Source organism: Arthrobacter sp. DualSoilB13 (assembly GCF_055389195.1).
The window spans coordinates 2268339-2293338 of the sequence record NZ_AP035865.1 but is presented as its reverse complement, the minus strand read 5'-3'; the positions used below and the strand labels follow the sequence as shown (position 1 = coordinate 2293338).

The following is a 25000-nucleotide window of genomic DNA, read 5'->3' as shown; positions in this document are numbered from 1 at the left end:
GACTGCCTGTTGACGGAGGTCACGTGCGCATAGTCCTCGGAGTCGGGGGAGGGATCGCAGCCTATAAGGTTGCATCGCTCCTCCGGCTTTTTACTGAATCCGGTCACAAGGTGACGGTCATCCCTACGGAAGCCGCTACCCGATTCGTCGGAGTGGCCACGTGGGAAGCCCTCTCCGGTAACCCTGTGAGCAACAGCGTCTTTGACGACGTCGAGAAGGTCAATCATGTCCGTCTAGGGCATGAGGCAGACCTGATAGTAGTTGCTCCTGCTACCGCTGACCTTTTGGCTAAAGCAGCAACCGGACAAGCGGGCGACCTCCTTACCAACACCCTCCTCATGGCCCACGGGCCAGTTCTGTTTGCGCCCGCCATGCACACGGAAATGTGGCAGCACGCCGCAACCCAAACCAACGTGGAGACCTTGCGCAGCCGTGGTGTCACCGTGCTCGAGCCTGCCTCCGGTCGCCTGACGGGTGCCGATTCGGGTCCCGGACGCCTGCCCGAGCCCGAGGCAATTTTTGCTGCGGCCATGGCTCTGACTGAAGCTGCAATAGAGGCGCCGGCTGTTCCCGCCGCGGAGCAGACACTGGCAGAGCGGATCGTGACGATCTCTGCCGGTGGCACGCGTGAAGCTCTGGACCCGGTCCGGTTCCTCGGAAACCGCTCGTCCGGCAAGCAGGGTGTGGCACTGGCTGCTGCAGCCTTGGCTGCCGGAGCAACCGTGAGATTTATCGCGGCTCACATGGACGTTGAGCCGCCTGCTGGCGTCGAACTCGTCCGCGTTGAATCCGCCTTGGAACTGCGTGAGGCAGCGCTGAAAGCGGCGGCGGATTCCGACGTCGTGATTATGGCAGCCGCCGTGGCGGACTTCCGTCCGGCAGAGGTCTCGGATACGAAAATCAAGAAGGTGGACGGCGAGGACGCGCCCGTTGTGCGGTTAATCCGGAACCCGGACATCCTGCACGAGCTGGTGGAGCGTCGTAATGCCGATGGCGGCCAACAGTTGATTGTAGGGTTCGCAGCCGAAACCGGTGACGCCCAAGGCGACGTCCTGGAGCATGCAACAGCCAAGCTCAAGCGCAAGGGCTGTGACCTCCTGGTGGTGAACCAGGTGGGCATTGGCCGGGTGTTCGGACAGGATGAGAATTCCGTCGTTATCTTGTCCGGTCACGGTGCGGACCCTGAGTCAGCCGCCGGCTCGAAGGCCGACGTCGCCGCTGCCGTCATTGATCGGGTAGGGGCCGAACTCACCCGGGTCTTCCCGGCCATGTAACTGAGCCCACACCCGAATTCTTAGCAAAGGGACACACGGCAAATACCGCCGTCCCGCAACCCAGTAAGGTGGTCGAGTGACTTTACCGCTGCACCATGAACACCATGGCACCCCGTCCAAGCTCAGGCTCTTCACGTCCGAATCGGTCACCGAAGGGCACCCGGACAAGATCTGTGACCAAATCAGCGACTCCATCCTGGACGCCCTGTTGGCTGCCGATCCTGAATCCCGTGTGGCCGTTGAAACCATGGCCACTACAGGCTTGGTGCACGTGGCTGGTGAGGTCACCACCGACGCTTACGTAGAAATTCCGCAGATTGTCCGCGAAACCATCCTGGGCATCGGCTACGACTCGTCCGCCAACGGTTTCGACGGCGCCCGTTGCGGTGTGTCCGTGTCCATCGGCCAGCAGTCAAACGACATCGCCGGTGGCGTGTTCAACTCACTTGAGGCCCGCGAAGGCCGCCAAGAGGATGACTACGACCTCCAGGGCGCCGGCGATCAGGGCATCATGTTTGGCTATGCCAGCGACGAGACGGCGTCCTACATGCCAACTCCCATCTGGCTGGCGCACCGTTTGTCAGAACGCCTCACCGAAGTCCGCAAGAACGGCGAGCTGGCCTACCTGCGTCCGGATGGCAAGACGCAGGTCACGGTAGGTTACGACGGCGACCGGCCGGTTTCCGTGGAAACGGTGGTCATCTCCAGCCAGCACGCCGAAGAGGCAAGCCTTGAGCAGCTACGTGCGGACCTGGCCAGCTACGTGATCGATCCCGTCATGTCGGCGTCCAACCTGGACATCTCACATGCTGCCAACATTCTGAACCCTGCCGGTGCTTTCGTTATCGGCGGTCCCGTAGGCGATGCCGGGCTCACAGGCCGAAAGATCATCGTGGACACTTACGGTGGTTTCGCACGCCACGGCGGTGGCGCATTCTCCGGCAAGGATCCGTCCAAGGTGGACCGCTCGGCAGCTTACGCCATGCGGTGGGTTGCCAAGAATGTTGTGGCCGCCGGACTGGCCAAGCGTGCTGAGATCCAAATTGCCTACGCAATCGGCCAGGCACGCCCTGTTGGAACCTACGTTGAGACGTTCGGCACGGAAACCGTTGATCCGGCCCGCATCAGTGAAGCAATCGATGAGCTGTTCGACCTCCGTCCGCGGGCCATCATCGACGCCCTGGATCTCAAACGGCCCATCTATGCCAAGACGGCGGCCCACGGTCACTTTGGTCGCGACGACCCGGATTTCACGTGGGAACGGCTGGACCGGGTGGCGGACCTGAAGGAATACTTCAACGCCTGAGGTGTTGTTCCTGCAAGCCGTCCTGATTGCTGATGTTGTTTTGTCGGTGCTTCGTGGTTGGCTGAAGCCAGAGAGATGCCCGCAGCGGGTCAATCCCGCTGTGGGCATTCCCGGTTAAGAATGCGTGGTGCATTTTCTGCGCTCAGAGTTGGAGGTGAAGTATGGCAGGACACCAGGCCCAGCCATCGTTGCTTCAACCATCGCTGCTGCAGGGTTTCCCGGACCGGGGTCCTGTCAACGGACCTCCGTTGGCAGCTGTGAATCCCGTTGCGCGCGTCGTTCTGGAGTCTTCCGTGCCGCACCTGGACAGGCCTTTTGACTACAGTGTTCCCGCGGAGCTCTCCGAAACTGCGGTCCCTGGTGTTCGGGTGAAAGTGAAGTTCAACGGCCAGGAGCTCAATGGTTACATCGTCGAGCGCCGTGCGGACTCGGATGCAGCCCACCCGCTGACGGCCCTGCATAAAGTTGTGTCCCCGGTTGCTGTCCTGACCCCGGCTATCAACGAGTTGGCCGGCAGGGTCGCTGCCCGGTACGCCGGTACGCTCAGCGATGTTCTCCGGACGGCTGTCCCTCCCCGTGTGGCCAAGGTGGAGAAGGAATTCTTGGCCGGGGACCTCGACGCCGACGCAGCGGACCTGAAACCGTTCACGGAGGCCCGCGCGTGGGCGGCGTACTCCAACGGAGCGCCGTACCTGCAGCACCTTGCCAGTGGTGGTTCACCCAAAGCTGTCCTCACAGCTCTCCAAGGATTCGGCCCCGATGGTTGGCCGGCCATGATTGCTACGGCCGTTGCCACAGTTCGTAAATCGGGACGTGGCGCGGTTGTGGTGGTGCCGGATTATAGGGACCTTGAGCAGTTGGAGGCGGCGCTTGCCAACGTCCTGCCGTCTTCCGACGTCGCCCGGCTGACGGCGGACGACGGGCAAACTCCCCGCTATAGGAACTTTCTGCGGCTACTGAGCGGGACAGCGGGAGTGGCCATTGGTACCCGTTCGGCGGCCTATGCTCCTGTTCGCGATCTGGGTCTGGTGGTGTGTTGGGACGACGGCGACGACCTCCACATCGAGCAACGGGCACCATATGCGCACACCAGGGAAGTCCTGCTGTTGCGTGCCGAGCAGGAGAACGCCGCATGCCTCATGGCCTCCCACAACCGAAGCACCGAGCTCCAACGCCTTGTTGAGATGCAGTGGGCGGTGCCCCTTGAAGCGCCGCGACGTACTGTCCGCGCCACAGCACCCAGAGTTCTCAATACCGCTGACAGTTTTGAACAAGAACGTGATCCTCTGGCACGTATTGCGCGCTTGCCGGGCGCAGCGTGGCGGGCGGCCAAGGAGGGCCTGGAGCGGGGTCCTGTCCTGGTCCAAGTGGCCCGCGCCGGATACGCCCCGTCGTTGGTATGCGAGACGTGCCGGGAACTTGCCCGCTGCAATGCCTGTCAGGGGCCGCTGGCCGTATCAAGCAGCTCGGCCATGCCGGCATGCCGGTGGTGCTCCACGCCGGCCCCGCAATGGCGGTGCACGCACTGTAGTGGAACACGACTACGCCGGGGAGCAGCTGGCGTGATGCGGACGGCAGAGGAACTGGGACGGGCTTTTCCCGGTAAAGCGGTGGTGACCTCTTCAGGCGAGCACGTCAAGGCAAGTGTGCCGGATACTCCAGCTCTGGTGGTCGCAACGGTGGGCGCTGAGCCTGTTGCGCCCAACGGTTACGCCGCCGCCCTGTTGCTGGACGGCAACTCGTTACTTCGGCGGGAGAACCTGCGGGCGGGAGAGGATACGGTTCGCCGATGGTTCAACGCCGCCTCCCTGGTGAAGCCGGCCACTCAAGGTGGACTCGTAGTGATCACCGCTGACGACACCGCGGCGACGGGGGCACTGTTGCGGTGGGACGCCTCCGGCTTTGCCTCACGTGAACTGGCGCTTCGGAAGGAACTTCAGCTGCCGCCTGCAGTCAGGGTAGCTTCCGTGACCGGGGCACGGGCCGACGTCGCGCATTTCAGCGACGCTTTGGAGTCCAACGCCGGGCTGGCCTCCGTAGCAAAACTCCGGAAAGCCGGGCCTGCGCCCGTAGTGTTCTCCGGCAGCGGTCAACTGTCCGGCGGGCAATCATCAGGCGCTGAGGCTGATGCTGACGTCAGGACGCTCTACTTCATTCCCTACGGAGATGCTGCGGAAACCACGCGTGCCATGCGGGCTGTGAAGGCAGCCAGCGCCGCCAAGCGGACCTCAGGACCCGTTCAGTTGCGCCTGGACGGGGTGGACGTCCTCTGACGCAGGGCTACCACTTCCTCGGCTGCAGCAAGGAGCTGCCGCGCCGATTCGTCCCAGTTGAACTCTGCCGCACGCTCTGCGGACCTGCGGGAGCGTTCCTGCCAGAGAGATTCCTCGCCCAGCGCAGTTACAGCCGCCGCGAACTCCACGGGTGACTCCGGGTCTACGTAGCTGACGGCATCACCGCCGACCTCACGGAAGATCGGTATATCGCTTGCGATCACAGGGGTTCCCAGGGCCATGGCCTCCACCAACGGCAGGCCGTAGCCCTCGGCGCGTGAGAGGCTGATCAGCGCTGTGGCCCTGAGCAGGAGTTCGTCGTACTCTCCATCAGTGACACCGTTGTGGAATACCACCTTGGCTCCTTCGGGAACCATCGCCTCCAATTCTGCCTTGCGCTGCGGAGTGATCCTGCTCAGCAGGTGAAGGGTGTACTGGTGCAGGCCGGACATGCCCCGGATCATGGTTTCCACGTTCTTGTACGGCATGAAAGAACCCATGTAGAGCAGGGACTTGTCCGCGCCGGCTTCAGGCGCGCGAGGCTTTTGACCGGGTTGGGGTGCGTTGCCCACAATCCGCACGGGCCGCTTTGTCAGCCTGTACTTGGCCATGAGCGCCTCGGTGGTGCGGCTGATGGTAGCTACGATGTCCGCGCGGTTGAGTAGGAGCCGCTGCGGCCAAAAGGCCTTGTGGTAGAACCTCCACAACAGGCGCACCGGGGCAGGCAGGAAGCCCGGGGGAGTCGGGTGCTCGTAGTAAATGAGGTCGTGGAGGGTCAATACCAGCCCGTACCGGCGGCCCAAGGTGCCCATGGTCTGCATGGGACACACCACCACGTCAGCGCCCAGGGGGTTGACCTTGCGCGCGACGAACAACTCCAAAGGAGACAAGGGGCTGTTGACCATCACATACGGAACGTCGGGCAGCAGGGCCAGTTGGCGTTTGTCGCTGATCAGCATGGTGACGTCGGCGATTTTGGACGTTGCGGCTATGAGGCTGGAACCGTAGCGGCTGATGCCATCGTGGTGGTCCGTTCGGGTAAAGCGGGCATCGATGACAATTTTCACGCGGGATGTTCCTCCAGGAAGGTGCGGATTGCTTCTGCCGCCGGAACCGGCGTCTCATAGTGGATTAAATGCCCGACGCCGGGAATCACTTCCAGCTTTGCCTCGGGTAGGCGTCCCATGAGTTTGTACTGGTTGGGAAGGGTGGCTATTTCATCCTTCTCGCCGGCGACCAGCAGCACGGGAAGAGTTAGCTGTTCGGCTACCTCGGCCACGTTGCCTGAGACAGAAGCCTTAAACGATTCGAGCAGGCTTTTTCTGTCTGCGAAGGCACTGAAGTAGGCGTCGTGCTGGGCGTGGATGAAACGGCGCAGGTTTTTGTCGTTGGTTTTGGCCATGGTGATGCTCATAATGCGAACGATCAGCCGATTCCTCAGTACCGCCAGTCCCAGAGGGCGGGGAAGTTTGGCGGACGCCTGGTAGTAGAGCACCGCAAGCTTTGTCATGAGGCCCTTGGGTCCCTCCAATGCCGGCGCAGCGATTGGGTTGATCAGGACCAGCGGGTAGACGGCTCCAGGATTCGCCGCGGCAAAATGGCTGGCGACGATTGATCCGAAGGAGTGCCCGAGCAGGACAGTTTTGTCATCCAAGCCGAGCGCCGCCATGAAACCGGAGATGAACTTTCCGTAGCGTTCAACGCTGTGTTCGTCCTCAACGAAAGGTTCTGAGCTGCCGAAGGCAGGCAAGTCCGGCATGATGATGCGCATTTCCGGAAGTTGATCAGCGACGCGCAACAGCCCGTGGTGGTCTCCCCGGAAGCCATGGATGACCAGAATGGTGCGTGTCATCGGAGAGACAGTGACCGGCTCGTACGTCCAGTACGCTACGTTACTGCCGTCCACCTCAACGTCCGCGGCACGCGTCCGCCCCGCCAGGGATTTGCTGAAGAATTCACTGGGGGCCTGTGCACCCTGGGGGGAGTGCGCGGTGTCCACATTGTCCATTGCTTGGTTCCTAGTTCACGTTGTCCGGGTGGGACCCGGTCCGATGGTGCCGTTCGAGCGCGGCTATGCCGTCCATGTCCGCGGCGTCCAGTTCAAAATCAAAGACAGCATAGTTTTCCTTGATCCGTCCTGCCGAGCTTGCCTTGGGGATGACCAGGTTCCCCAGTTGCAGATGCCAACGCAAAATGACCTGTGCCGGAGTTCTTCCGTACTTATCGGCGAGCGACACAATGGCAGGGTCAGCCAGGACCTGCCCGCGGCCGAGGGGGCTCCAAGCCTCGGTGGCGATTCCCAACTGATCATGCAAGGTCCGCAGTCTGGTTTGCTGCAGCCAAGGGTGCAGCTCGATCTGGTTGACCGCGGGGACAACTTCTGCCTTCTGCATGAGTTCTTCAAGGTGTCCGGGCTGGAAATTGGAAACACCGATCGCCCGCACTTTGCCCTCCCGGTACAGGGTCTCCAATGCTTTGTAGGTCTCTGCAAACAGTCCCCGCCCGGCACAGGGCCAGTGGATGAGATAGAGGTCCACAAAGTCCAGCCCGAGGTTGGAGATGGAGGTATCGAACGCCCGGAGCGTGGCATCGTAGCCGTGGTCATCGTTCCATACCTTGGTGGTGACGAAGACGTCTTCGCGCGCAAGTGCGTGCACGGATTCGCCGGAGCCTCCGGTACCTCTGTTCGCTTCAGCGGCGTCTCCGATCGCACCGCCAAGCGCCCGGCCCACCCCCACTTCGTTGCCGTACATCGCTGCTGTATCGAATCTCCGGTAGCCCTCGCCCAAGGCTGTGGCAACCAATGCCTCGGCGTCTGTGGCGGGAACTTTGTAGAGTCCGTATCCCATGCGGTCCATCTGTACGCCGTTGTTGAGTGCCAACTTGTTCGATGTCAGCTTGGTGGGGGATCTCATAGCAACGACTCTACCCATTCCTTGCACGATTGCTTCAGGAATGGTTGTTGAAACTCACCAGGCGTCGGGCTGAGGCTTCGTCCAGAATAAGGTCAGTTGCCAGTCCTGCTGCCAGGGCTCCCTGGAGTCCGTTGATCTTGGAGGCCCCGGAGACCACGCAAATCCGGCGCCTGACTTGGCGCAACTGTTCATGGCTTGGACCGGTTGACCTCGCATTCAAGGTGATGCCGTCCGATGACCCATCGCTCCGGAAGAAGACGGTCGCCACGTCGCCAACGACGTCGTCTGCGGCCAGCATGGTGAGATCGTATTCATCGAGGTAACCACCGGCGTACACGTGGCTGGGGTAGTCCGAATCAACGGATCCGACGCCGAAAATGGCGATGCTCATGCGGGCCTGCAAGTCCAGGATGCGTTGAACGCTGCGCTCATTCCACATGGCGGTCTTGGTGGAGGCATGATCAAAAAAGGCCGGAACAGGGAACTGCTCCACGCGCGCACCGTACGCGCTGCCGAAGCGTCTCATGATGTCGCTGGCATAGGTAATGCCGGTGGTTTGCATGTTTCCGGCGCCGTTGAGTTGAACCACGATGCTGTCATGGGTGACCTTGCGGGTTAGGTGCCGGCTGACCGCGCTCAGTGTTGCGCCCCAGGCCACGCCGATGATGGCATTTGAGTCCACAAGGGGTCCGATTGTTCGTGCAGCCTGCATGGCTACGCGGTCCAGGGTCTCTGCTTCATTGAGAGTGTCCAGCACCGGAACCACGTGGACGTCCACTCCGTATTGGTTCCGGATCTGGCTTTCCAGCTCCGGGCCGGTATCAAAAGGGCTTCGAATCTGGACCTGAACCAAGCCGGTTTCCCGCGCCGAGGACAACAGTCTGGACACTGTGGATCGGGACGTCCGGAGCTCGCGGGCAATCGCATCCATGGTCAGGTCCTGCAGGTAATACATCTGTGCAGCCCGGAGTGCATCCGAGTGACGTGATCGTGCCATCTCATTTCCTTCCTGCACGTTTGTGCAAATAGCTTGACTCCATTTTCCACCTTCGCCAGATTAGTGGTGAACGGTGCAGCAGCGAGTGGCGCGGCGCACGAACCAAGCCCAAGGGAGCAGTTTTGGGACACAACAAGATTTCCGGTACCTCACAGCACACACAGCGCGACTCCGTCGTTGCACTGCAGGAGCGGCCCTCGGCCAAGGTACTCATCATCGGCGGTGGCATCAATGGTGTCGGAACGTTCCGCGATCTTGCCCTTCAAGGCGTCGACGTGGCACTTGTTGAACGCGGGGATTACTGCCAAGGTGCCAGCGGCGCTTCTTCGCACATGATCCACGGCGGCATCCGCTACCTGGAAAACGGCGAGTTCCGCCTGGTCCAGGAATCAGTGGTTGAGCGCAACCGCCTCCTGCGGATTGCGCCGCACTACGTGAAGCCACTGCAGACCACCATCCCCATCTTCAGCACGTTCTCAGGCATCTTGTCCGCACCCATGCGCTTCCTCACCCACAAACAGGGCAAGCCCAAGGAGCGCGGCGCGTTCCTCATCAAGGTTGGCCTGAGCATGTACGACTTCTTCTCCCGCGACGGCGGAAGCGTACCCCGCCACCAGTTCCGCGGCCGCACCAGGGCCTTGGCCGAGCTTCCCAAGCTTCACTCCGGTATCAAGTACGCGGCTACCTACTTTGATGCCTCGGTTCACAACCCGGAACGCCTCACCCTTGATGTCCTGCAGGACGGAGAAAAGGCAGGCCGCGGCGGGGGCCTGCCGGGAGGAAGCGCCCGCGCCAGCAACTACGTCTCGCTCGTGTCCATGGGCTCGGACGGAGCCCGGCTTCGTGATGAACTGACCGGCAAGGAATTCGACTTCCAGGCTGACGTCATCGTCAACACCACAGGTGCCTGGGTAGACCTCACCAACCAATCCATGGGGGCCGTCAGCAAGTTCATGGGAGGCACCAAGGGATCCCACATCGTCCTGGACCACCCGGAACTGCTCGCAGCATGCAACGGCCGGGAAATCTTCTTCGAGCACACCGACGGCCGCATCGTCCTCATCTACCCCATGGGAGACCGCGTCCTGGTAGGTACCACGGACGTGGACGCTGATATGTCCGAAGACGCAGTGTGCACCGAAGAAGAAATCGACTACTTCTTCGACCTCGTCGGGCACGTGTTCCCCACCATCAAGGTGGAACGCGAACAGATCGTCTACAGCTTCGCTGGCGTCCGCCCGTTGCCTCGCCACGACGAAACCCAGCCGGGATTCGTCTCACGCGACTACCGCATCGAACGCAGCGTACGCACCGGCCGCGACGCCGTCACAACGCCGGGCGGTAAGGCCGCCGTCGTCCTCAGCTTGGTGGGCGGCAAGTGGACCACCTTCCGCGCCCTGGCCGAACACATGACCAACGACGTCCTCCGCGAACTGGGCATGGAACGGAAAGTCTCGACGGCGAAGCTCGCCATCGGCGGCGGCGCCGGCTTCCCGGCCACTGAACAAGGCGAACAGGAATGGATCAAAAAGCACATGGGTCCTGGCCTGGACGCCGACCGCGTAGCTGTCCTGCTGACCCGCTACGGAACCCGGGCAGATGCAGTTATCGAGTACCTGAACGCGGGACAGGACACGCTGCTGCGTGCCACGCGCGAGCTCAGTGTCCGGGAGCTGACTTACATGGCAGAACACGAGCAAATCGGGCACCTGGTGGATGTCCTCATCCGCAGGACCTCGCTGGCATTCCGTGGGCTGGTTACCGGCGAGCTACTCAACGAGATCGCTGCAGCATTGGCCGAGCCGCTCGGTTGGGACGCAGCCACCCGTGAAGCGGAAATCCGCCACGCCCAGGAAGTACTGCAGCGGTTCCACAAGGTTGACGTGCACAGTCTCGTAGCCTGAGCACAAGCAGCGGAAAACAGCTTGACCGTCCCAGCGTGCGGTAGGGACGGAATGGGGTAGGTGGTCCCGCCAGGGGACCACCACACCGGGACGGTTCCGGAGACAACGGAACCGTCCCAACAGCCTCTTCACCCGCGAGGAGGCTGACAACAGAAAAATGAGGAGTCAAAGATGTCTCTTGGAATTGTTTTCCTTTCCGAAGTATTCGGAACCATGATGCTGACCCTGCTGGGTTGTGGCGTCGTGGCAAACGTTGCGCTCAAAGGCACCAAGGGCAACAACGGTGGATTCTTGATGGTGACGTGGGGCTGGGGTATTGCGGTCTTCGCGGGCGTTTTCGTGGCTGCAAAGTCCGGTGCGCACCTTAACCCGGCTGTCACCCTGGGCCTGCTGGTCAATCAAAAAGCAGAGTATGCCCCCGGTGTGCCCGTGGATTTCGCGTCCACCCTGACGTACTTCGGTGCTGAACTACTGGGCGCTTTCCTGGGCGCAGTTGTCTGCTGGCTCGCTTACAAGCAGCACTTCGATGAAGAACCCCTCGCTGCGAACAAGCTGGGCACCTTCTCCACCGGTCCGGCCATCCGTTCCACCCCGTGGAACCTCATCACAGAAATCATCGGCACGTTCGTCCTGGTCTTCGTCATCCTGACCTTCGGCGGCACACCCTCCGGCCTCGGCCCGCTTGCCGTTGCACTGCTTGTTGTCGGTATCGGCGTTTCCCTCGGTGGTCCCACCGGCTACGCCATTAACCCTGCACGTGACCTCGGCCCCCGCATCGCCCACGCCCTCCTCCCCATCAAGGGCAAGGGCAGCAGCGACTGGGCCTACTCCTGGATCCCGGTGGTCGGACCGCTGGTTGGTGGCGCCCTCGCAGGGCTCGTGGCCTTGTGGGTTCCCGACATCATGCCTGCACTCGCCGGCTAATACTGCAAACACTCGCAACACCCATCCGCACGTCGTAAATCACCACCTGAGCACCAACAACAAAAGACAAGGACGTCACCATGAATCAATACGTCATCGCCATCGACCAAGGCACCACCAGCTCCCGCGCCATCGTCTTCGACCACGCGGGCAACATCGTCTCCACCGGCCAGATGGAGCACGAGCAGATCTTCCCCCAGGCCGGCTGGGTGGAGCACAACCCCGCCGAGATCTGGAACAACACCCGCGAAGTAATTGCTGCCGCCCTGTCCAAGGCGAACCTGACCCGGCACGACATCGCCGCCGTCGGCATCACCAACCAGCGCGAAACCGCTGTCGTCTGGGACAAGAACACCGGCGAGGCCGTCTACAACGCCATCGTCTGGCAGGACACCCGCACGCAGCCCATCGTCGACGAACTGGCACAGGACGGGGGAGTGGAACGCTTCAAACAGAAGGTCGGGCTGCCCTTGGCCACCTACTTCTCCGGTACCAAGATCAAGTGGATCCTGGACAACGTGGACGGTGCCCGGGAGCGCGCCGAGGCCGGCGACCTTCTCTTCGGCAACACCGATGCCTGGGTTCTGTGGAACCTGACCGGCGGCGTCGACGGCGGTGTACACGTCACCGATGTCACCAACGCCTCCCGCACCCTGTTCATGGATCTCGAGACCCTGCAATGGGACCAGGAAATCCTGGACATCTTCGGTGTACCGGCGTCCATGATGCCCGCCATCAAGTCCTCCTCCGAGGTCTACGGCCACGTCCACACCTCGCAACTGCTCCGGGAAACGCCTGTAGCAGGCATCCTCGGTGACCAGCAGGCGGCAACTTTTGGCCAGGCCGCGTTCCAGCCCGGCGAAGCCAAAAACACCTACGGCACCGGCTGTTTCCTGATCTTCAACACCGGCGAGGAAATCGTTCACTCCAAGAACGGCCTCCTCACCACCCTCGGATACAAGCTGGGCGACGCCAAGCCGCACTACGCGCTTGAAGGCTCCATCGCCGTCACCGGGTCCCTGATCCAGTGGCTCCGCGACAACCTCGGCATGATCAGCTCCGCCCCTGAGGTGGAGGAACTCGCTGCCGGCGTAAAGGACAACGGCGGCGTTTACATCGTCCCGGCCTTCTCAGGCCTGTTCGCACCCTACTGGCGGGCAGACGCACGCGGCGCCATCGTGGGCCTCACGCGTTTCGCCAACAAGGGCCACATCGCCCGTGCGGCACTGGAGGCCACCGCCTTCCAGACCCGCGAGGTCCTCGACGCCGTCAACGCAGACTCGGGAGTTCCGCTCACCGAGCTGAAGGTCGACGGCGGCATGGTCGCCAACGAGGCACTCATGCAGTTCCAGGCAGACATCCTGGGCGTGCCGGTGGTCCGTCCGAAAGTTGTTGAAACAACGGCCCTCGGTGCTGCGTACGCAGCCGGCCTGGCCGTCGGATTCTGGAAAGACCTGGGCGAGCTCAGCGCCAACTGGAACGAAGACAAGCGCTGGGAGCCGCAGCTGCCGGCAGAAGAGCAGGAGCGTCAGCTGCGGCTCTGGAAGAAGGCCGTGACAAAGTCCATGGACTGGGTCGACGAGGACGTTAAGTAGTCTGACCTGACGTTGACGGCAGCCGCGCCTGCCCCGCCCGCTTCGCGGTGCCCACCACACCCGGGCGAGGCGCGGCTGCCGTCAACTCAACCATCAGCTCTGTAAGCCGCTCGATGCGAACTGGGAGTTTAATCGTGCGCTATTGTAGATCTATGCGTGCGATCCTTCTGCTTAGCTAGCCGCCCGGCAATACATAGCCGTGCGGCCGCCCCTCCATTGTTGAGGGGCTTTTGTGTGTCCGGGACATTCCGGTGCCAGAGCAGGAGTCAGAACCGCCATCGAAGAACAGAAGAGGGCAGCAGTGAGCGTTCAGCCGGAGACAACCGGAACAGCACCAACAGCCGCAGCCGAAGCGCCCGAAGAGGGCGTCTACAGCTTCGCTGCGATGGAAGCCAAATGGCCGCAGGTATGGGAGGACCTCAAAGTCTTCACGCCTGCCGACGACGGTTCGCGGGAACGCCGCTACGTGTTGGACATGTTCCCCTACCCCTCCGGCGACCTCCACATGGGCCACGCCGAAGCGTTCGCAATGGGTGACGTCGTTGCGCGTTACCTGCGCCAGAAGGGCTTCGACGTTCTGCACCCCATCGGATGGGACTCGTTCGGTCTGCCCGCGGAGAACGCTGCGATCAAACGAAACGCCCACCCCAGCGAGTGGACGTACGCCAATATCGACACCCAGGCGGCCTCGTTCAAGCGCTACGCCATCTCTGCCGACTGGTCCCGCCGCATCCACACATCGGACCCCGAGTACTACCGGTGGACGCAGTGGCTGTTCAAGCGCTTCTACGAGCGTGGCCTGGCCTACCGCAAGGACTCGCCCGTCAACTGGTGCCCCAAGGACCTCACCGTCCTGGCTAACGAGCAAGTAGTCAATGGGGCTTGTGAGCGCTGCGGAACTGCTGTCACCAAAAAGTCCCTGAACCAGTGGTACTTCAAGATCACCGACTACGCCGACCGTCTGCTCGAGGACATGGACCAGCTCCAAGGCCACTGGCCCGAGCGCGTTCTGGCCATGCAGCGCAACTGGATCGGCCGCTCCGAGGGCGCCCACGTGCGCTTCGTCATCGAAGCCACGCAAGACCGTGCCGAGCGCGAAGTCACCGTGTTCACCACGCGGCCGGACACCCTCTACGGTGCAACGTTCTTCGTGGTTGCAGCAGATGCACACTTGGCGCTGGACCTGGTAACCCCGGAACAACATGATGAACTCATGGCCTACCGCGAAAAGGTCAAGGCGCTCTCGGAAATCGAGCGCCAGTCCACCGAGCGCGAGAAGACCGGCGTCTTCACCGGCCGCTACGCCATCAACCCCCTCAACGGCGAAAAGCTGCCGGTGTGGGCCGCTGACTACGTCCTGGCGGACTACGGCACTGGTGCCATCATGGCCGTGCCGGCGCACGACCAGCGTGACCTCGACTTTGCCAGGACTTTCGGACTTCCCGTCCGCGCTGTCCTGGACACCGGCGCCGAAGATCCGGCGGAGACGGGCGTTGCCACTGCTGGCGAAGGCACGCTCAAGAACTCCGGCGAACTGGACGGACTCACCAAGTCTGAAGGCATCCCCGCAGCGATTGAGATCCTTGAGAAGCTTGGAACCGGCGAGAAGTTCGTCAACTTCCGGCTGCGTGACTGGCTGCTGAGCCGTCAACGCTTCTGGGGTACTCCCATCCCCATCATCCACTGCGGTGAATGTGGCGAAGTCCCTGTGCCCGATGACCAGCTCCCAGTCAGGTTGCCGGACAATTTGCGCGGTGAGGCGTTGTCGCCCAAGGGAACTTCGCCGCTGGCCGCCGCCGTCGAGTGGGTCAACGTTGAATGCCCCAACTGCGGACGAGCTGCGCAGCGGGACACCGACACCATGGACACGTTTGTGGACTCGTCCTGGTACTTCCTGCGGTTCGTGTCACCCGACTACACCGAGGGCCCGTTTGATCCCGAAAAGATCAACAACTGGATGCCGGTAGGACAGTATGTGGGCGGTGTGGAGCACGCCATCCTGCACCTGCTCTACGCGCGCTTCTTCACCAAGGTCATCAAAGACATTGGCCTGATTGAAGCCAACGAACCGTTCTCAGCACTGCTCAACCAGGGGCAGGTACTCAACGGTGGCAAGGCCATGAGCAAATCCCTCGGCAACGGTGTGGATTTGGGCGAGCAGTTGGACAAGTTCGGCGTGGACGCCGTCCGTCTCACCATGGTCTTTGCCTCCCCGCCGGAGGACGACGTCGACTGGGCCGACGTTTCGCCGTCGGGTTCGGCCAAGTTCCTCGCCCGTGCCTGGCGCCTTGGCCAGGACGTCAGCAGCGAACCCGGTGTCGATCCTGCCACCGGTGACCGGGCCCTGCGCACGGTCACGCACAAAACCATCGCCGACGCCGCCGAACTGTTGGACAACAACAAGTTCAATGTGGTGGTTGCCCGCCTGATGGAGTTGGTCAACGCAACCCGTAAAACCATCGACTCGGGTGCAGGTGCCGCTGACCCGGCCGTTCGTGAAGCGGTGGAAGCCGTTGCAGTGATCCTGAGCCTCTTCGCGCCCTACACCGCTGAAGACCTGTGGAACACCCTCGGTCACCCGGCTTCAGTAGCAAATGCAGGCTGGCCGAAGCACGACGACGCACTGCTGGTGCAGGACACCGTCACAGCTGTGGTCCAGGTCCAAGGTAAGGTTCGTGACCGCTTGGACGTTTCGCCGGACATCACCGAGGGCGAACTGCGTGAGCTCGCCCTGGCCTCGGACAACGTCCAGCGCGCCTTGGACGGCCGCGGTATCCGCACCGTCATCGTGCGGGCACCTAAACTGGTGAACATCGTTCCTGCCTAGCAGGGATAGTGCGGCCGCCGGCAGACTGCCGGCGGCCGGCCATCATCTTTGGAGGTCGCGTGCCTGAGCGAGAACCACCCGCATGGATTTGGCTCAAGGAAAGAGTGGCGCGTCTTCGCCAGCCCACGGCGCCGGTTACTGTGGCGGACGTGCCGTTGGCCGCCGTCGTCAAAACCGCAATCGTTACTGATTCCGCGGCTGCCCTGCCGCCGGACTGGGTGTCCGCCTTCACGGCCGATGGGCGCCTCGCCGTTGTTCCCATGCCAGTGATGGTAGGGACCGAAATCTACGGTGAGGGCGAAGACGACATCACCCAAACCCTGTCGCTGGCTCTCGCGTCAGGCGCCTCGGTGAAAACGTCACGGCCATCGCCCGGGCAGTTTGAGCAGGCGTACCTCGCTGCGCAACGCCGGGGTTTCGAATCCGTGGTGTCCATCCATATTTCTTCCGAACTCTCCGGAACCGCCGATGCCGCAAGGCTGGCCGCTGCGAGGGTCACCATTCCGGTCGAAATAGTGGATTCGCGCACGGTGGGAATGGCCCAGGGAATGGGCGTGCAGAGTGCCGTCGTAGCGGCAGCCGATGGTCAGGGGGCGGCCGAAGTCCGCGGTTTCGCGGAAAAGCGCATGGAGCGCACGAAGGTCTATTTTTACGTGCCCAGCCTCGAGCAACTGAGGCGGGGTGGCCGGATCGGTGCGGCAGCATCCCTGTTCGGTACCGTCCTGGCTATAAAGCCCATACTGGCGGTGGACGACGGAAGGATCGTCCCGCTGGAAAAGGTCCGTTCCGCTGTGCGCGCCATAGCTCGCCTTGAGGAGATTGTTGCCGCCGACGTGGCCTCCAGGCCGGCCGGCCAGCAAAGGTTGGCGGTTCACCATTTTGGTAATCAACTGGAAGCCGAAGCTTTGGCGGCCCGCTTGAACGAGAAATGCCCGGAGTGCCCGGCGCCCCAAATCAGCGCTCTCCCGGCCGTGTTGGCAGCACATGCAGGACTGGGCGTGCTCGCGGTCATCGTTGGGGAGAGCAGCACGCCAACGGACTGATCCTTGAGCTCTCTTATCCACATAAGGCACCTCACCCCCATCGTTCCCGCAGTACGAGCCATAGGCTCGAAAGATGCCACGCCGGAACCGGGATGCCTCCCCAGATGCCGCCATGCAGGCAGCCCGTCAGCGTTACGCATCACGCTTGGGTACGGATACCCAAACCCTTCCGCTGCTGCAGTTGCCCCAGGACTCCGGGCAGGCCTTTGATGATTCAAACCCTGAAAGCCGCGTGCATCACGCACGCACCCGGTGGCGGACCCCGTGGCCGGTTGCTGTCCTCCTGGTCATCGTAGGAGTTGGCTTTATCGCCTGGCACTTATGGCAGTCTGCTGTGGGACAGTCCAGTTCCGAACCCCTGAGTCCCACGTTTTCTTCCGGACCTGCTGTGCCGGAGTCATCGGAGTCACCGCAAGCGGCTGCCTCCGGGAGCGTGGTCGTACACGTGGCCGGTGCGGTACATAAGCCCGGAATCGTGTCATTGCCGCAAGGCAGCAGGGTCTTTCAGGCAATAGAAGCCGCCGGGGGTGCTGTACCCAACGCGGAACTCAATGGTCTCAACCTTGCTGAGGAGCTAAGTGACGGCGTCAAAGTTCATGTGCCGCTGATCGGCGAGATGCAATCCGCACCTTCTCCACTTGCCGGCGGTTCCCTCAGCCCCGGTGGAACCGCCGCCCCTACGGCAAAGGGGGCCAAGGTCAACATCAACACTGCATCGTTGGAGGAACTGGGCACCCTACCCAGAGTGGGGCCCGTGACTGCGCAAGGAATCATTGACTGGCGGAAAGAGCATGGCCCCTTCGCTTCTGTAGATGAACTTGACGCCGTTGACGGCATTGGACCCAAACTCATGGAGTCCCTCAAAGAACTTGTGACGGTGCAGGGTGGCTGAGTCAGCGGGGGTGGCCGGGGTCGCCCGGACTCGCGGCGGCTCTGGTTCATCAAAGCGCGCGGATTTAAGACTGGTCCCTGCCGTGCTGGTCACCTGGTCCATTGCTTGCGCAGGATCCCTCATCGCTGCAGCATGGTCCGCAGCACTGGCGGGAGTCTTGGCGCTGGTGGTGGTATTGCTGCTGCTCAGGACATGGCGGCACCGGCGGGCAGTGCCACGGGCAAGAACAATTTCTGCAACCCTGGCCGTGGCATCCGTCCTGGGTGCAGCCGTGGCTGTTAGTTGTGCTGTCACTGCCAACACGCAAGAAGGTGGGCCGTTGGCTAAGGCTGTGGCGGAAGGAAACGGTGTCCTCCTTGAAGTTCGAATCACCGGAGTTCCTGCGGAGGTGTCTGCGCCGGGCCATTCAGGTGGAAACCGGTGGTCGGTGGCCGCGGGTTTGGTCAAGGTCACGTCCAAGGGTTCTGTGACACAAGGCTCTGCGGACGTGATGGTGGTCGGCGGAAGTGGCTGGCAAGACGTACAGCCCGGGCAGATCGTCAGAACCTCAGGAACGTTGAAGGCTGTGCGGGAGGGACAAGAGCAGGCGGCCCTCTTGTCCGCATCATCCGCACCCGTTGTCATCGCTTCTGGCTTTGATGTCCGCCAGTCCGCCGCCGAGGCAAGAAGACAATTCGTCGCGGCCTCTGCATGGTTGCCTTCGGACCCGGCCGGTCTGATGCCCGGAATGGTCACCGGGGATACCAGTGCGCTCCCGGAGAGTCTAGAGGCAGATATGAAGACAACAGGAATGACGCACCTCACTGCCGTCAGCGGGGCGAATTGTAGTTTGCTGCTGGGTGGCTTCATCCTGTTGGCTAGATGCCTCAGGGTAAGCCGTCCGGTAGCCGGCGCTATTGCTGTGTGCGGACTGATGGCTTTTGTTGTCCTGGTAGGTCCGGAGCCGAGCGTTCTACGAGCTTCCGTCATGGGGAGCGTAGGCCTGGCAGCCATGGTGGGGGGCTTGAGGGGGCGATCCCTGACCTTCCTTTGCGTGGCCACCATCACCCTGCTGCTGCTGGATCCGAGCATGGCGTTAAACGTCGGGTTCCTGCTCTCTGTTCTGGCAACTCTGGGTATCGTCTTGCTGGCCGCCCGAATTGCCTCGTGGATTCCTTCCGTGGTGCCGCGCTGGCTGGCCGCGGGTATTGCGGTACCGCTCTCCGCGCAAGTGCTGTGCGGTCCGGTCCTCGCGGCCCTCCAGCCGCAGTTCACACCCTATGCCCTGATCACCAACGTAGTGGCTGGTCCGTTGATAGCGCCGGTAACCATCTTTGGAACCATTGCCGTTCCAATTGCCACCCTTTTTCCTTGGTTGGCGGTGGTGCCCGTCGCTGTGGCTGGAGTCTGCGCAGGAGCGGTGGCCGGGATAGCGCGGTTCTTCGCCCATTTGCCCGGGGCGGCACTGCCGTGGGCCGAGGGCCCGGCCGGAGTCATTGCCATGGTGGCTCTTTCAGTTTTATCAGTAGCGGTGTTCTGGATGATGCTGCACCCGACAGGAGTCATGTATCACGTCAGGATGCTGCACCGCGCGGTGATGCTGACGCTGGAGCGCGGTGCCAGGGGTAAACATGGCAGACTTGAATCCTGCAATAAACCGTCCGGAAGGAACTACCAGTGGCTGCTGCCCAAAACACCCGGGCCAAGAGCGTCGCGGCAAACACCGTCAGCTGGCGGGATGCCGCGCCGGCTGCCGTAGTCCTGATCGTGGGCCCGGAAGAGTATCTGGGGATCCGCGCAATGGACGGCATCCGTAGCCACGTGCGAAGTGCTAACCCGGAGGTTGAGCTCAGTCGGCTGAACGCGGGCTCCTACGAGTCCGGATCCCTGGCCATGACCGTGACGCCGTCCCTCTTCGGCGAGGGAAAGCTCATTGAGGTTGAGGGCCTTGAGGCAATGAACGACGCCTTTCTGGCCGACGGATTGGCCTACCTCCGGCATCCGGACCCGGACGTAGTCCTCGTCCTTCGCCACGCCGGGGGAGTCCGGGGCAAGAAGCTCCTCGACGCCGTGAAGTCCGCCGGCTGGCCCGTCATTGACTGTCAACCGCTTAAGAAGGACTCTGACAAGACCGCGTTTGTCGTCTCGGAGTTCAGGGCTGGCGGACGACGCATAGAGGGCGAAGCTGTCCAGGCATTGGTGAACGCGGTGGGTGCCAATCTGTCCGAGCTTGCTGCTGCCTGCAGCCAGCTCATTGCCGATGCCACCACTGCTGTCACGGCCGAAACCGTAGAACGCTACTACGGTGGCAGGGTGGAAGCCACGGCCTTCAAAGTTGCCGATGCCGCCATGGCCGGCAACGGGCCGGTGGCCTTATCCACCCTGCGGCACGCCCTGGCCACCGGTGTTGATCCGGTTCCCTTGGTAGCGGCTCTTGCTGCCAAACTGCGGACCTTGGCCAAAGTTGCCGGCGCCAATGGTTCGCCGGCCACCATTGCCAGGAATCTGGGAATGCAGCCGTGGCTTGTGGAGCAGGCGCAGCGGGATGTCAGGCGCTGGACCCCTGAAGGCTTGATCCGCTCCATCCAAGTCATTGCAGAAGCCGATGCCCAAGTGAAAGGCGAGTCACGGGACCCTGTCTACGCAGTTGAGCACGCGGTCACGGTAATTGCCACCTCGGCCAGTCGCCGCTGATGTCGGCCGCGGCCTGTGCGCGTCGGTGCTGACTGGTCTGCATAACTCAAAGGCCGGTTAAACCCAAAGGCCGGCACCCACTGGGCGCCGGCCTTTTGATCAGCTCAGTCGAACTGGAAAAACCTTAGAGTGCGTTGACCTTCTTGGAGATCGCCGACTTGCGGTTTGCAGCGTTGTTCTTGTGAATAACGCCCTTGCTGACAGCCTTGTCCAGCTTGCGGCTGGCAGCAACAAGTGCAGTTCCAGCAGCATCCTTGTCAGCAGACTCAACGGCGGTGTTGACGGCGCGGATGGCCGTCTTCAGCTCAGACTTGACGGCGTTGTTACGCAGGCGAGCCTTCTCGTTGGTGAGGATGCGCTTCTTCTGGGACTTGATATTAGCCACGTATGAACTCTCTTTTTAATGCGGAAATGGTCTAGAGGGTTTTCAGGTTGGCCATCGACTGAGCGGCGTGGGGATGCCTATGGCAGCCAACCATGCGTGGCCGTCGACCTGCACGGACACACAGCTATAAAGGATAGCAGAAAGTCGGGACTCGCGCCGACTCCTGGTCTCAGTGCAGCTAATGCCGCTCTTGAAGGGCGCGGACTACCTCTTGGAATTGAGCCTTTTCCAGGACGGCGCCTTCGCGCCGGACGGCCTCCGAATCCAGGCGAATGATGCGGCCCACGTTGATCTCACTTGGCCTGCCTTGCCGATCCCAGGAACCTGCACCGATATCAACGTAGTTTCCGGCCCTGTTGCCGTTGTCGTGGTCCTTGGAGGTCAGCATGAGCCCTAGAAGCCACTGCCCGTCCCGCCCAATGAGGAGTACGGGGCGGTCTTTTCCTTTAGTGTGGTCTTCTTCGTAAGGGACCCAGCTCCACACGATCTCACCAGGATCCGGTTGGCCATCGGGCTTGGGGGAGTAGCTGACCCTGACCGAACCGCGAAAGTCGCCGGGGTAGGGACCCGGTTGACGCTCGACGGCGGTCCGCCGGCTTCGCTGGCTGGAGGGACCTTGACCGGTGGCGCCGGAGGGGGTGCCGGCTTTGGTGGTGCTGCCTCCCAGAGCCTTGAGTGATCGCAGGAGGAGTTTGCCCAAGGGGCGCAAGTCGAAAGCCATGTGACAACGCTACAACCGTCTACGGCTGAAGCCGGGCACGCAATGTACGGCGAAGCGCCGGTTCATGGGAGACTAGAGGATCAGATGCGCGGCGTGTTCCGGCTGGCCTTTGCCCAGTTGCAGGAATTGCCGTGCGAGTGTCGACAGTAAGGATCCTGCGTGTCTCCCATGGCCCGCACCGCACCGGTGCCCGCCGCAACAGATCCGGCCATCATCCGGAACTTCTGCATTATTGCCCACATCGACCACGGTAAGTCCACCCTGGCCGACCGCATGCTGCAGTACACCGGCGTCGTTCAGCAACGCGACATGAAGGCCCAGTATCTGGACCGTATGGATATCGAACGTGAGCGCGGCATCACCATCAAGTCCCAGGCTGTCCGCATGCCGTGGGAACTCGATGGCCAGAGCTATGCGCTCAACATGATCGATACACCCGGCCACGTTGACTTCACCTACGAGGTCTCCCGCTCCTTGGCGGCCTGTGAAGGTGCAGTGCTGCTGGTGGATGCTGCCCAAGGTATCGAGGCTCAGACTCTTGCCAACCTTTACTTGGCGATGGAAAACAACCTCACCATCATTCCCGTGCTGAACAAGATCGACCTCCCGGCCGCCCAGCCTGAGAAGTACGCTGCGGAGCTTGCCAACCTCATTGGTGGTGACCCTGAGGACGTCCTCAAGGTTTCCGGCAAAACCGGCGTAGGCGTAGAGGCGCTGCTGGATAAAATCGTCCGCGACCTCCCCGGCCCCGTGGGCGATCCCAATGCTCCGGCCCGTGCCATGATCTTCGATTCTGTGTATGACACTTACCGCGGCGTCATTACCTACGTCCGAGTGGTGGACGGCATGCTGCATCCCCGCGAACGCATCCAGATGATGTCCACCCGGGCTACTCACGAACTCCTGGAAATTGGTGTCAGCTCCCCGGAGCCCACACCTTCCAAAGGCCTGGGTGTGGGGGAAGTGGGATACCTGATTACCGGTGTAAAGGACGTCCGTCAGTCCAAGGTGGGCGATACTGTCACCAACCTCGCCAAGCCCGCGTCGGAGTCGCTGAGCGGTTACGCTGACGCCAAGCCGATGGTCTTCTCCGGTCTTTACCCCTTGGACGGTACGGACTACCCGGTCCTGCGTGACGCTCTTGAAAAGCTGATGCTTAACGACGCTGCGCTTGTCTATGAGCCTGAGACGTCCGCTGCACTGGGCTTCGGCTTCCGCGTTGGATTCCTGGGCCTTCTGCACCTCGAAATCACGCGTGATCGACTCGAACGCGAGTACAACCTGGACCTTATCTCCACTGCACCCAACGTGGAGTATGAGGTAACGCTCGAGGACAAGAAGGTCATCCATGTCACCAACCCGAGCGAATACCCCACCGGTAAGATCTCCGAGGTCCGGGAGCCCATGGTGTCCGCCACCATCCTCGCACCTAACGAGTTTGTCGGTTCCATCATGGAACTATGCCAAAGCCGCCGTGGCCAGATGCGAGGCATGGACTATTTGTCCGAGGACCGCGTCGAACTCCGCTACTGGATCCCGCTGGCGGAGATCGTCTTCGACTTCTTCGACCTCCTGAAGTCCAAGACGCGCGGTTACGCCTCACTGGACTGGAAGGCTGACGGCGAGCAGGTGGCGGATCTGGTCAAGGTCGACATCCTGCTGCAGGGTGAACAAGTTGATGCCTTCAGCGCCATCACCCACCGCGATAAGGCCTACGCCTACGGCGTGATGATGACCGGCAAGCTCCGTGAGCTGATTCCCAGGCAGCAATTCGAAGTGCCCATCCAGGCCGCCATCGGATCCCGCATCATTGCCCGCGAGAGCATCCGAGCGATCCGTAAGGATGTTCTTGCCAAGTGCTACGGCGGTGACATCACCCGTAAGCGCAAGCTGCTCGAGAAGCAGAAAGAGGGCAAGAAGCGCATGAAGATGGTCGGTCGCGTGGAGGTGCCCCAGGAGGCATTCATCGCAGCCCTGACCACCGATGAGTCCAAGGACAAGGCCAAGAAGTAAATGCCCAGCGTCCTCCCTTTGGGCGACCCGGCACCTGCGGATGGCATCTTGCCTCCGCAGGTGTTGGCCGGCGTCGAGCACCGCAAGTTCGGGCTCTATGTCCACATACCGTTCTGCGCCGTGCGCTGTGGCTACTGTGATTTCAACACTTACACTGCCACCGAACTCGGTGGCGGCGCCTCCCAGGACGCGTACGCCGCTACGGCGGTCTCTGAACTGGACTTCGCCTCTCTGGCACTGGACGCCTCGGGGTTACCCCGTCGTCCCCTCAGTACTGTTTTCTTTGGGGGTGGCACGCCCACCCTTCTCCCGGCAGAGGACCTGGCCCGGATCCTTAGGGCCGCCATCGGCCATTGGGGGCTGGAACCCGGCGCCGAGGTAACTACCGAAGCCAACCCGGATTCAGTAACTCCTGAATCCCTGAAGCTTCTGGCCGACGCAGGTTTCACCAGGGTCTCCTTCGGCATGCAGTCAGCCGTACCCCACGTGCTCAAGGTCCTGGACCGCACCCACACACCGAGCCGGGTGCCTCTTGTTGTGCAGTGGGCGCGGGAAGCCGGCCTCTCCGTGAGCCTGGACCTTATCTACGGCACCCCTGGAGAGTCCATGGGTGACTGGCAGCTGTCACTCGAAACCGCTTTGTCGTACCAGCCGGACCACATCAGTGCCTACGCTCTGATCGTTGAGGATGGCACTAAGCTGGCCGCCCAGATACGCCGGGGCGAGGTGCCCGGGATTGATGACGACGACCACGCCTCCAAATACGAGCTTGCCGACAAAATGATCTCCGAAGCGGGCTTGCACTGGTACGAGGTCAGCAACTGGTCGCGGACGCCGGACCAGGCTTGCCGGCACAATCTTGCCTACTGGCGGGGAGATGACTGGTGGGGTATCGGTCCAGGCGCCCACTCCCACGTGGGGGGTGTCCGGTGGTGGAACGTCAAGCACCCCACGGCGTACGCCTCGAGGCTCGGGAGCGCTAGCTCTCCGGCTGCCGGGCGGGAAACCCTCGATGCCGATACCCGGGAAGTCGAACGCATTATGCTGGAGGCACGGCTCGGCACAGGGTTGTCCGTAGATGCCTTGGACGCGATCGGACGGCACGCGATGGCCGGGCTTATTGCCGACGAATTGGTGGACCCTGTTCAGGCGTTCAAGGGCCGTTTGGTCCTTACGCTGAAGGGTCGTCTCCTGGCTGACGCCGTAGTTCGAAGGATCCTGCCCGACTGACCCGCGGGCTCATGCCCGTCGGAGCAAG

Annotated in this window: 19 protein-coding genes; 13 read left to right on the top strand and 6 right to left on the bottom strand. The window is 62.0% G+C overall.

Annotated elements, in window-relative coordinates:
• The first annotated feature begins 23 nt into the window (after positions 1–23).
• From coaBC to ACZ5J0_RS10445, 3 genes are all read left to right on the top strand, one after another.
• The gene (gene coaBC / locus ACZ5J0_RS10455; RefSeq protein WP_250821179.1) at positions 24–1274 is read left to right on the top strand and encodes a bifunctional phosphopantothenoylcysteine decarboxylase/phosphopantothenate--cysteine ligase CoaBC; all 1251 of its coding nucleotides are present in this window, start codon (positions 24–26) and stop codon (positions 1272–1274) included.
• Between the two features lie 76 nt (positions 1275–1350).
• Entirely contained in the window at positions 1351–2580 is a 1230-nt protein-coding gene (metK, locus tag ACZ5J0_RS10450) for a methionine adenosyltransferase (RefSeq protein ID WP_464093079.1), read from the top strand.
• A gap of 161 nt (positions 2581–2741) precedes the next feature.
• A complete protein-coding gene (locus ACZ5J0_RS10445) occupies positions 2742–4853 on the top strand; it encodes a primosomal protein N' (protein ID WP_464093078.1) in 2112 nt (703 codons plus the stop codon).
• Here ACZ5J0_RS10445 and ACZ5J0_RS10440 read toward each other — a convergent pair.
• The 4 genes from ACZ5J0_RS10440 to ACZ5J0_RS10425 are packed head-to-tail and all read right to left on the bottom strand — an operon-like array spanning position 4820 to position 8765.
• Positions 4820–5920 carry a glycosyltransferase family 4 protein gene (locus tag ACZ5J0_RS10440; protein WP_250821181.1) on the bottom strand — a complete coding sequence of 367 codons (1101 nt, stop codon included), beginning with the start codon at positions 5918–5920 and terminating at the stop codon, positions 4820–4822. The genes ACZ5J0_RS10445 and ACZ5J0_RS10440 overlap by 34 nt on opposite strands.
• On the bottom strand, positions 5917–6861 hold the full coding sequence (locus ACZ5J0_RS10435) for an alpha/beta fold hydrolase (RefSeq protein ID WP_464093077.1): 945 nt from the start codon (positions 6859–6861) through the stop codon (positions 5917–5919). The genes ACZ5J0_RS10440 and ACZ5J0_RS10435 overlap by 4 nt, the downstream gene beginning before the upstream one ends.
• 10 nt (positions 6862–6871) lie before the next feature.
• Positions 6872–7768, bottom strand: coding sequence for an aldo/keto reductase (locus ACZ5J0_RS10430; protein ID WP_165450193.1), 897 nt, complete (start codon positions 7766–7768; stop codon positions 6872–6874).
• 34 nt (positions 7769–7802) lie between these two features.
• Positions 7803–8765, bottom strand: coding sequence for a sugar-binding transcriptional regulator (locus ACZ5J0_RS10425; RefSeq protein WP_166840647.1), 963 nt, complete (start codon positions 8763–8765; stop codon positions 7803–7805).
• Positions 8766–8887: 122 nt separating this feature from the next.
• On the opposite strand from ACZ5J0_RS10425, the gene ACZ5J0_RS10420 reads away from it, so the two are divergent.
• The 8 genes from ACZ5J0_RS10420 (at position 8888) to holA (ending at position 20623) form a co-directional block, all read left to right on the top strand.
• Positions 8888–10669, top strand: coding sequence for a glycerol-3-phosphate dehydrogenase/oxidase (locus ACZ5J0_RS10420; RefSeq protein ID WP_142939096.1), 1782 nt, complete (start codon positions 8888–8890; stop codon positions 10667–10669).
• 171 nt (positions 10670–10840) lie between these two features.
• Entirely contained in the window at positions 10841–11593 is a 753-nt protein-coding gene (locus tag ACZ5J0_RS10415; protein ID WP_142939097.1) for an MIP/aquaporin family protein, read from the top strand.
• A gap of 80 nt (positions 11594–11673) precedes the next feature.
• Positions 11674–13188, top strand: a complete 1515-nt coding sequence (gene glpK / locus ACZ5J0_RS10410; protein ID WP_223940379.1) for a glycerol kinase GlpK — start codon at positions 11674–11676, stop codon at positions 13186–13188.
• 301 nt (positions 13189–13489) lie between these two features.
• Positions 13490–16015 (top strand): leucine--tRNA ligase, encoded by a 2526-nt coding sequence (gene leuS / locus ACZ5J0_RS10405; protein ID WP_250821183.1) that lies wholly within the window; start codon positions 13490–13492, stop codon positions 16013–16015.
• Positions 16016–16074: 59 nt separating this feature from the next.
• Positions 16075–17058, top strand: coding sequence for a DegV family protein (locus ACZ5J0_RS10400; protein ID WP_446698053.1), 984 nt, complete (start codon positions 16075–16077; stop codon positions 17056–17058).
• 73 nt (positions 17059–17131) lie between these two features.
• Positions 17132–17950, top strand: a complete 819-nt coding sequence (locus ACZ5J0_RS10395; protein WP_464093076.1) for a helix-hairpin-helix domain-containing protein — start codon at positions 17132–17134, stop codon at positions 17948–17950.
• Between the two features lie 82 nt (positions 17951–18032).
• Complete coding sequence (locus ACZ5J0_RS10390; protein ID WP_464093075.1) at positions 18033–19688, top strand: ComEC/Rec2 family competence protein; 1656 nt, start codon at positions 18033–18035, stop codon at positions 19686–19688.
• Complete coding sequence (holA, locus tag ACZ5J0_RS10385; protein WP_223940375.1) at positions 19607–20623, top strand: DNA polymerase III subunit delta; 1017 nt, start codon at positions 19607–19609, stop codon at positions 20621–20623. Before ACZ5J0_RS10390 ends, holA begins: the two co-directional genes overlap by 82 nt.
• A 124-nt stretch (positions 20624–20747) precedes the next feature.
• On the opposite strand, the gene rpsT is transcribed toward holA, so the two are convergent.
• Positions 20748–21008 (bottom strand): 30S ribosomal protein S20, encoded by a 261-nt coding sequence (gene rpsT, locus ACZ5J0_RS10380; protein ID WP_011774926.1) that lies wholly within the window; start codon positions 21006–21008, stop codon positions 20748–20750.
• A gap of 178 nt (positions 21009–21186) precedes the next feature.
• Complete coding sequence (locus tag ACZ5J0_RS10375) at positions 21187–21729, bottom strand: type II toxin-antitoxin system PemK/MazF family toxin (protein WP_464093074.1); 543 nt, start codon at positions 21727–21729, stop codon at positions 21187–21189.
• 159 nt (positions 21730–21888) lie between these two features.
• On the opposite strand from ACZ5J0_RS10375, the gene lepA reads away from it, so the two are divergent.
• Together lepA and hemW are read left to right on the top strand one after the other, a co-directional pair.
• Positions 21889–23742, top strand: a complete 1854-nt coding sequence (lepA, locus tag ACZ5J0_RS10370; protein WP_187697191.1) for a translation elongation factor 4 — start codon at positions 21889–21891, stop codon at positions 23740–23742.
• Positions 23743–24972 (top strand): radical SAM family heme chaperone HemW, encoded by a 1230-nt coding sequence (hemW, locus tag ACZ5J0_RS10365; RefSeq protein WP_142939104.1) that lies wholly within the window; start codon positions 23743–23745, stop codon positions 24970–24972. It begins immediately after the preceding gene.
• Positions 24973–25000: the final 28 nt, after the last annotated feature.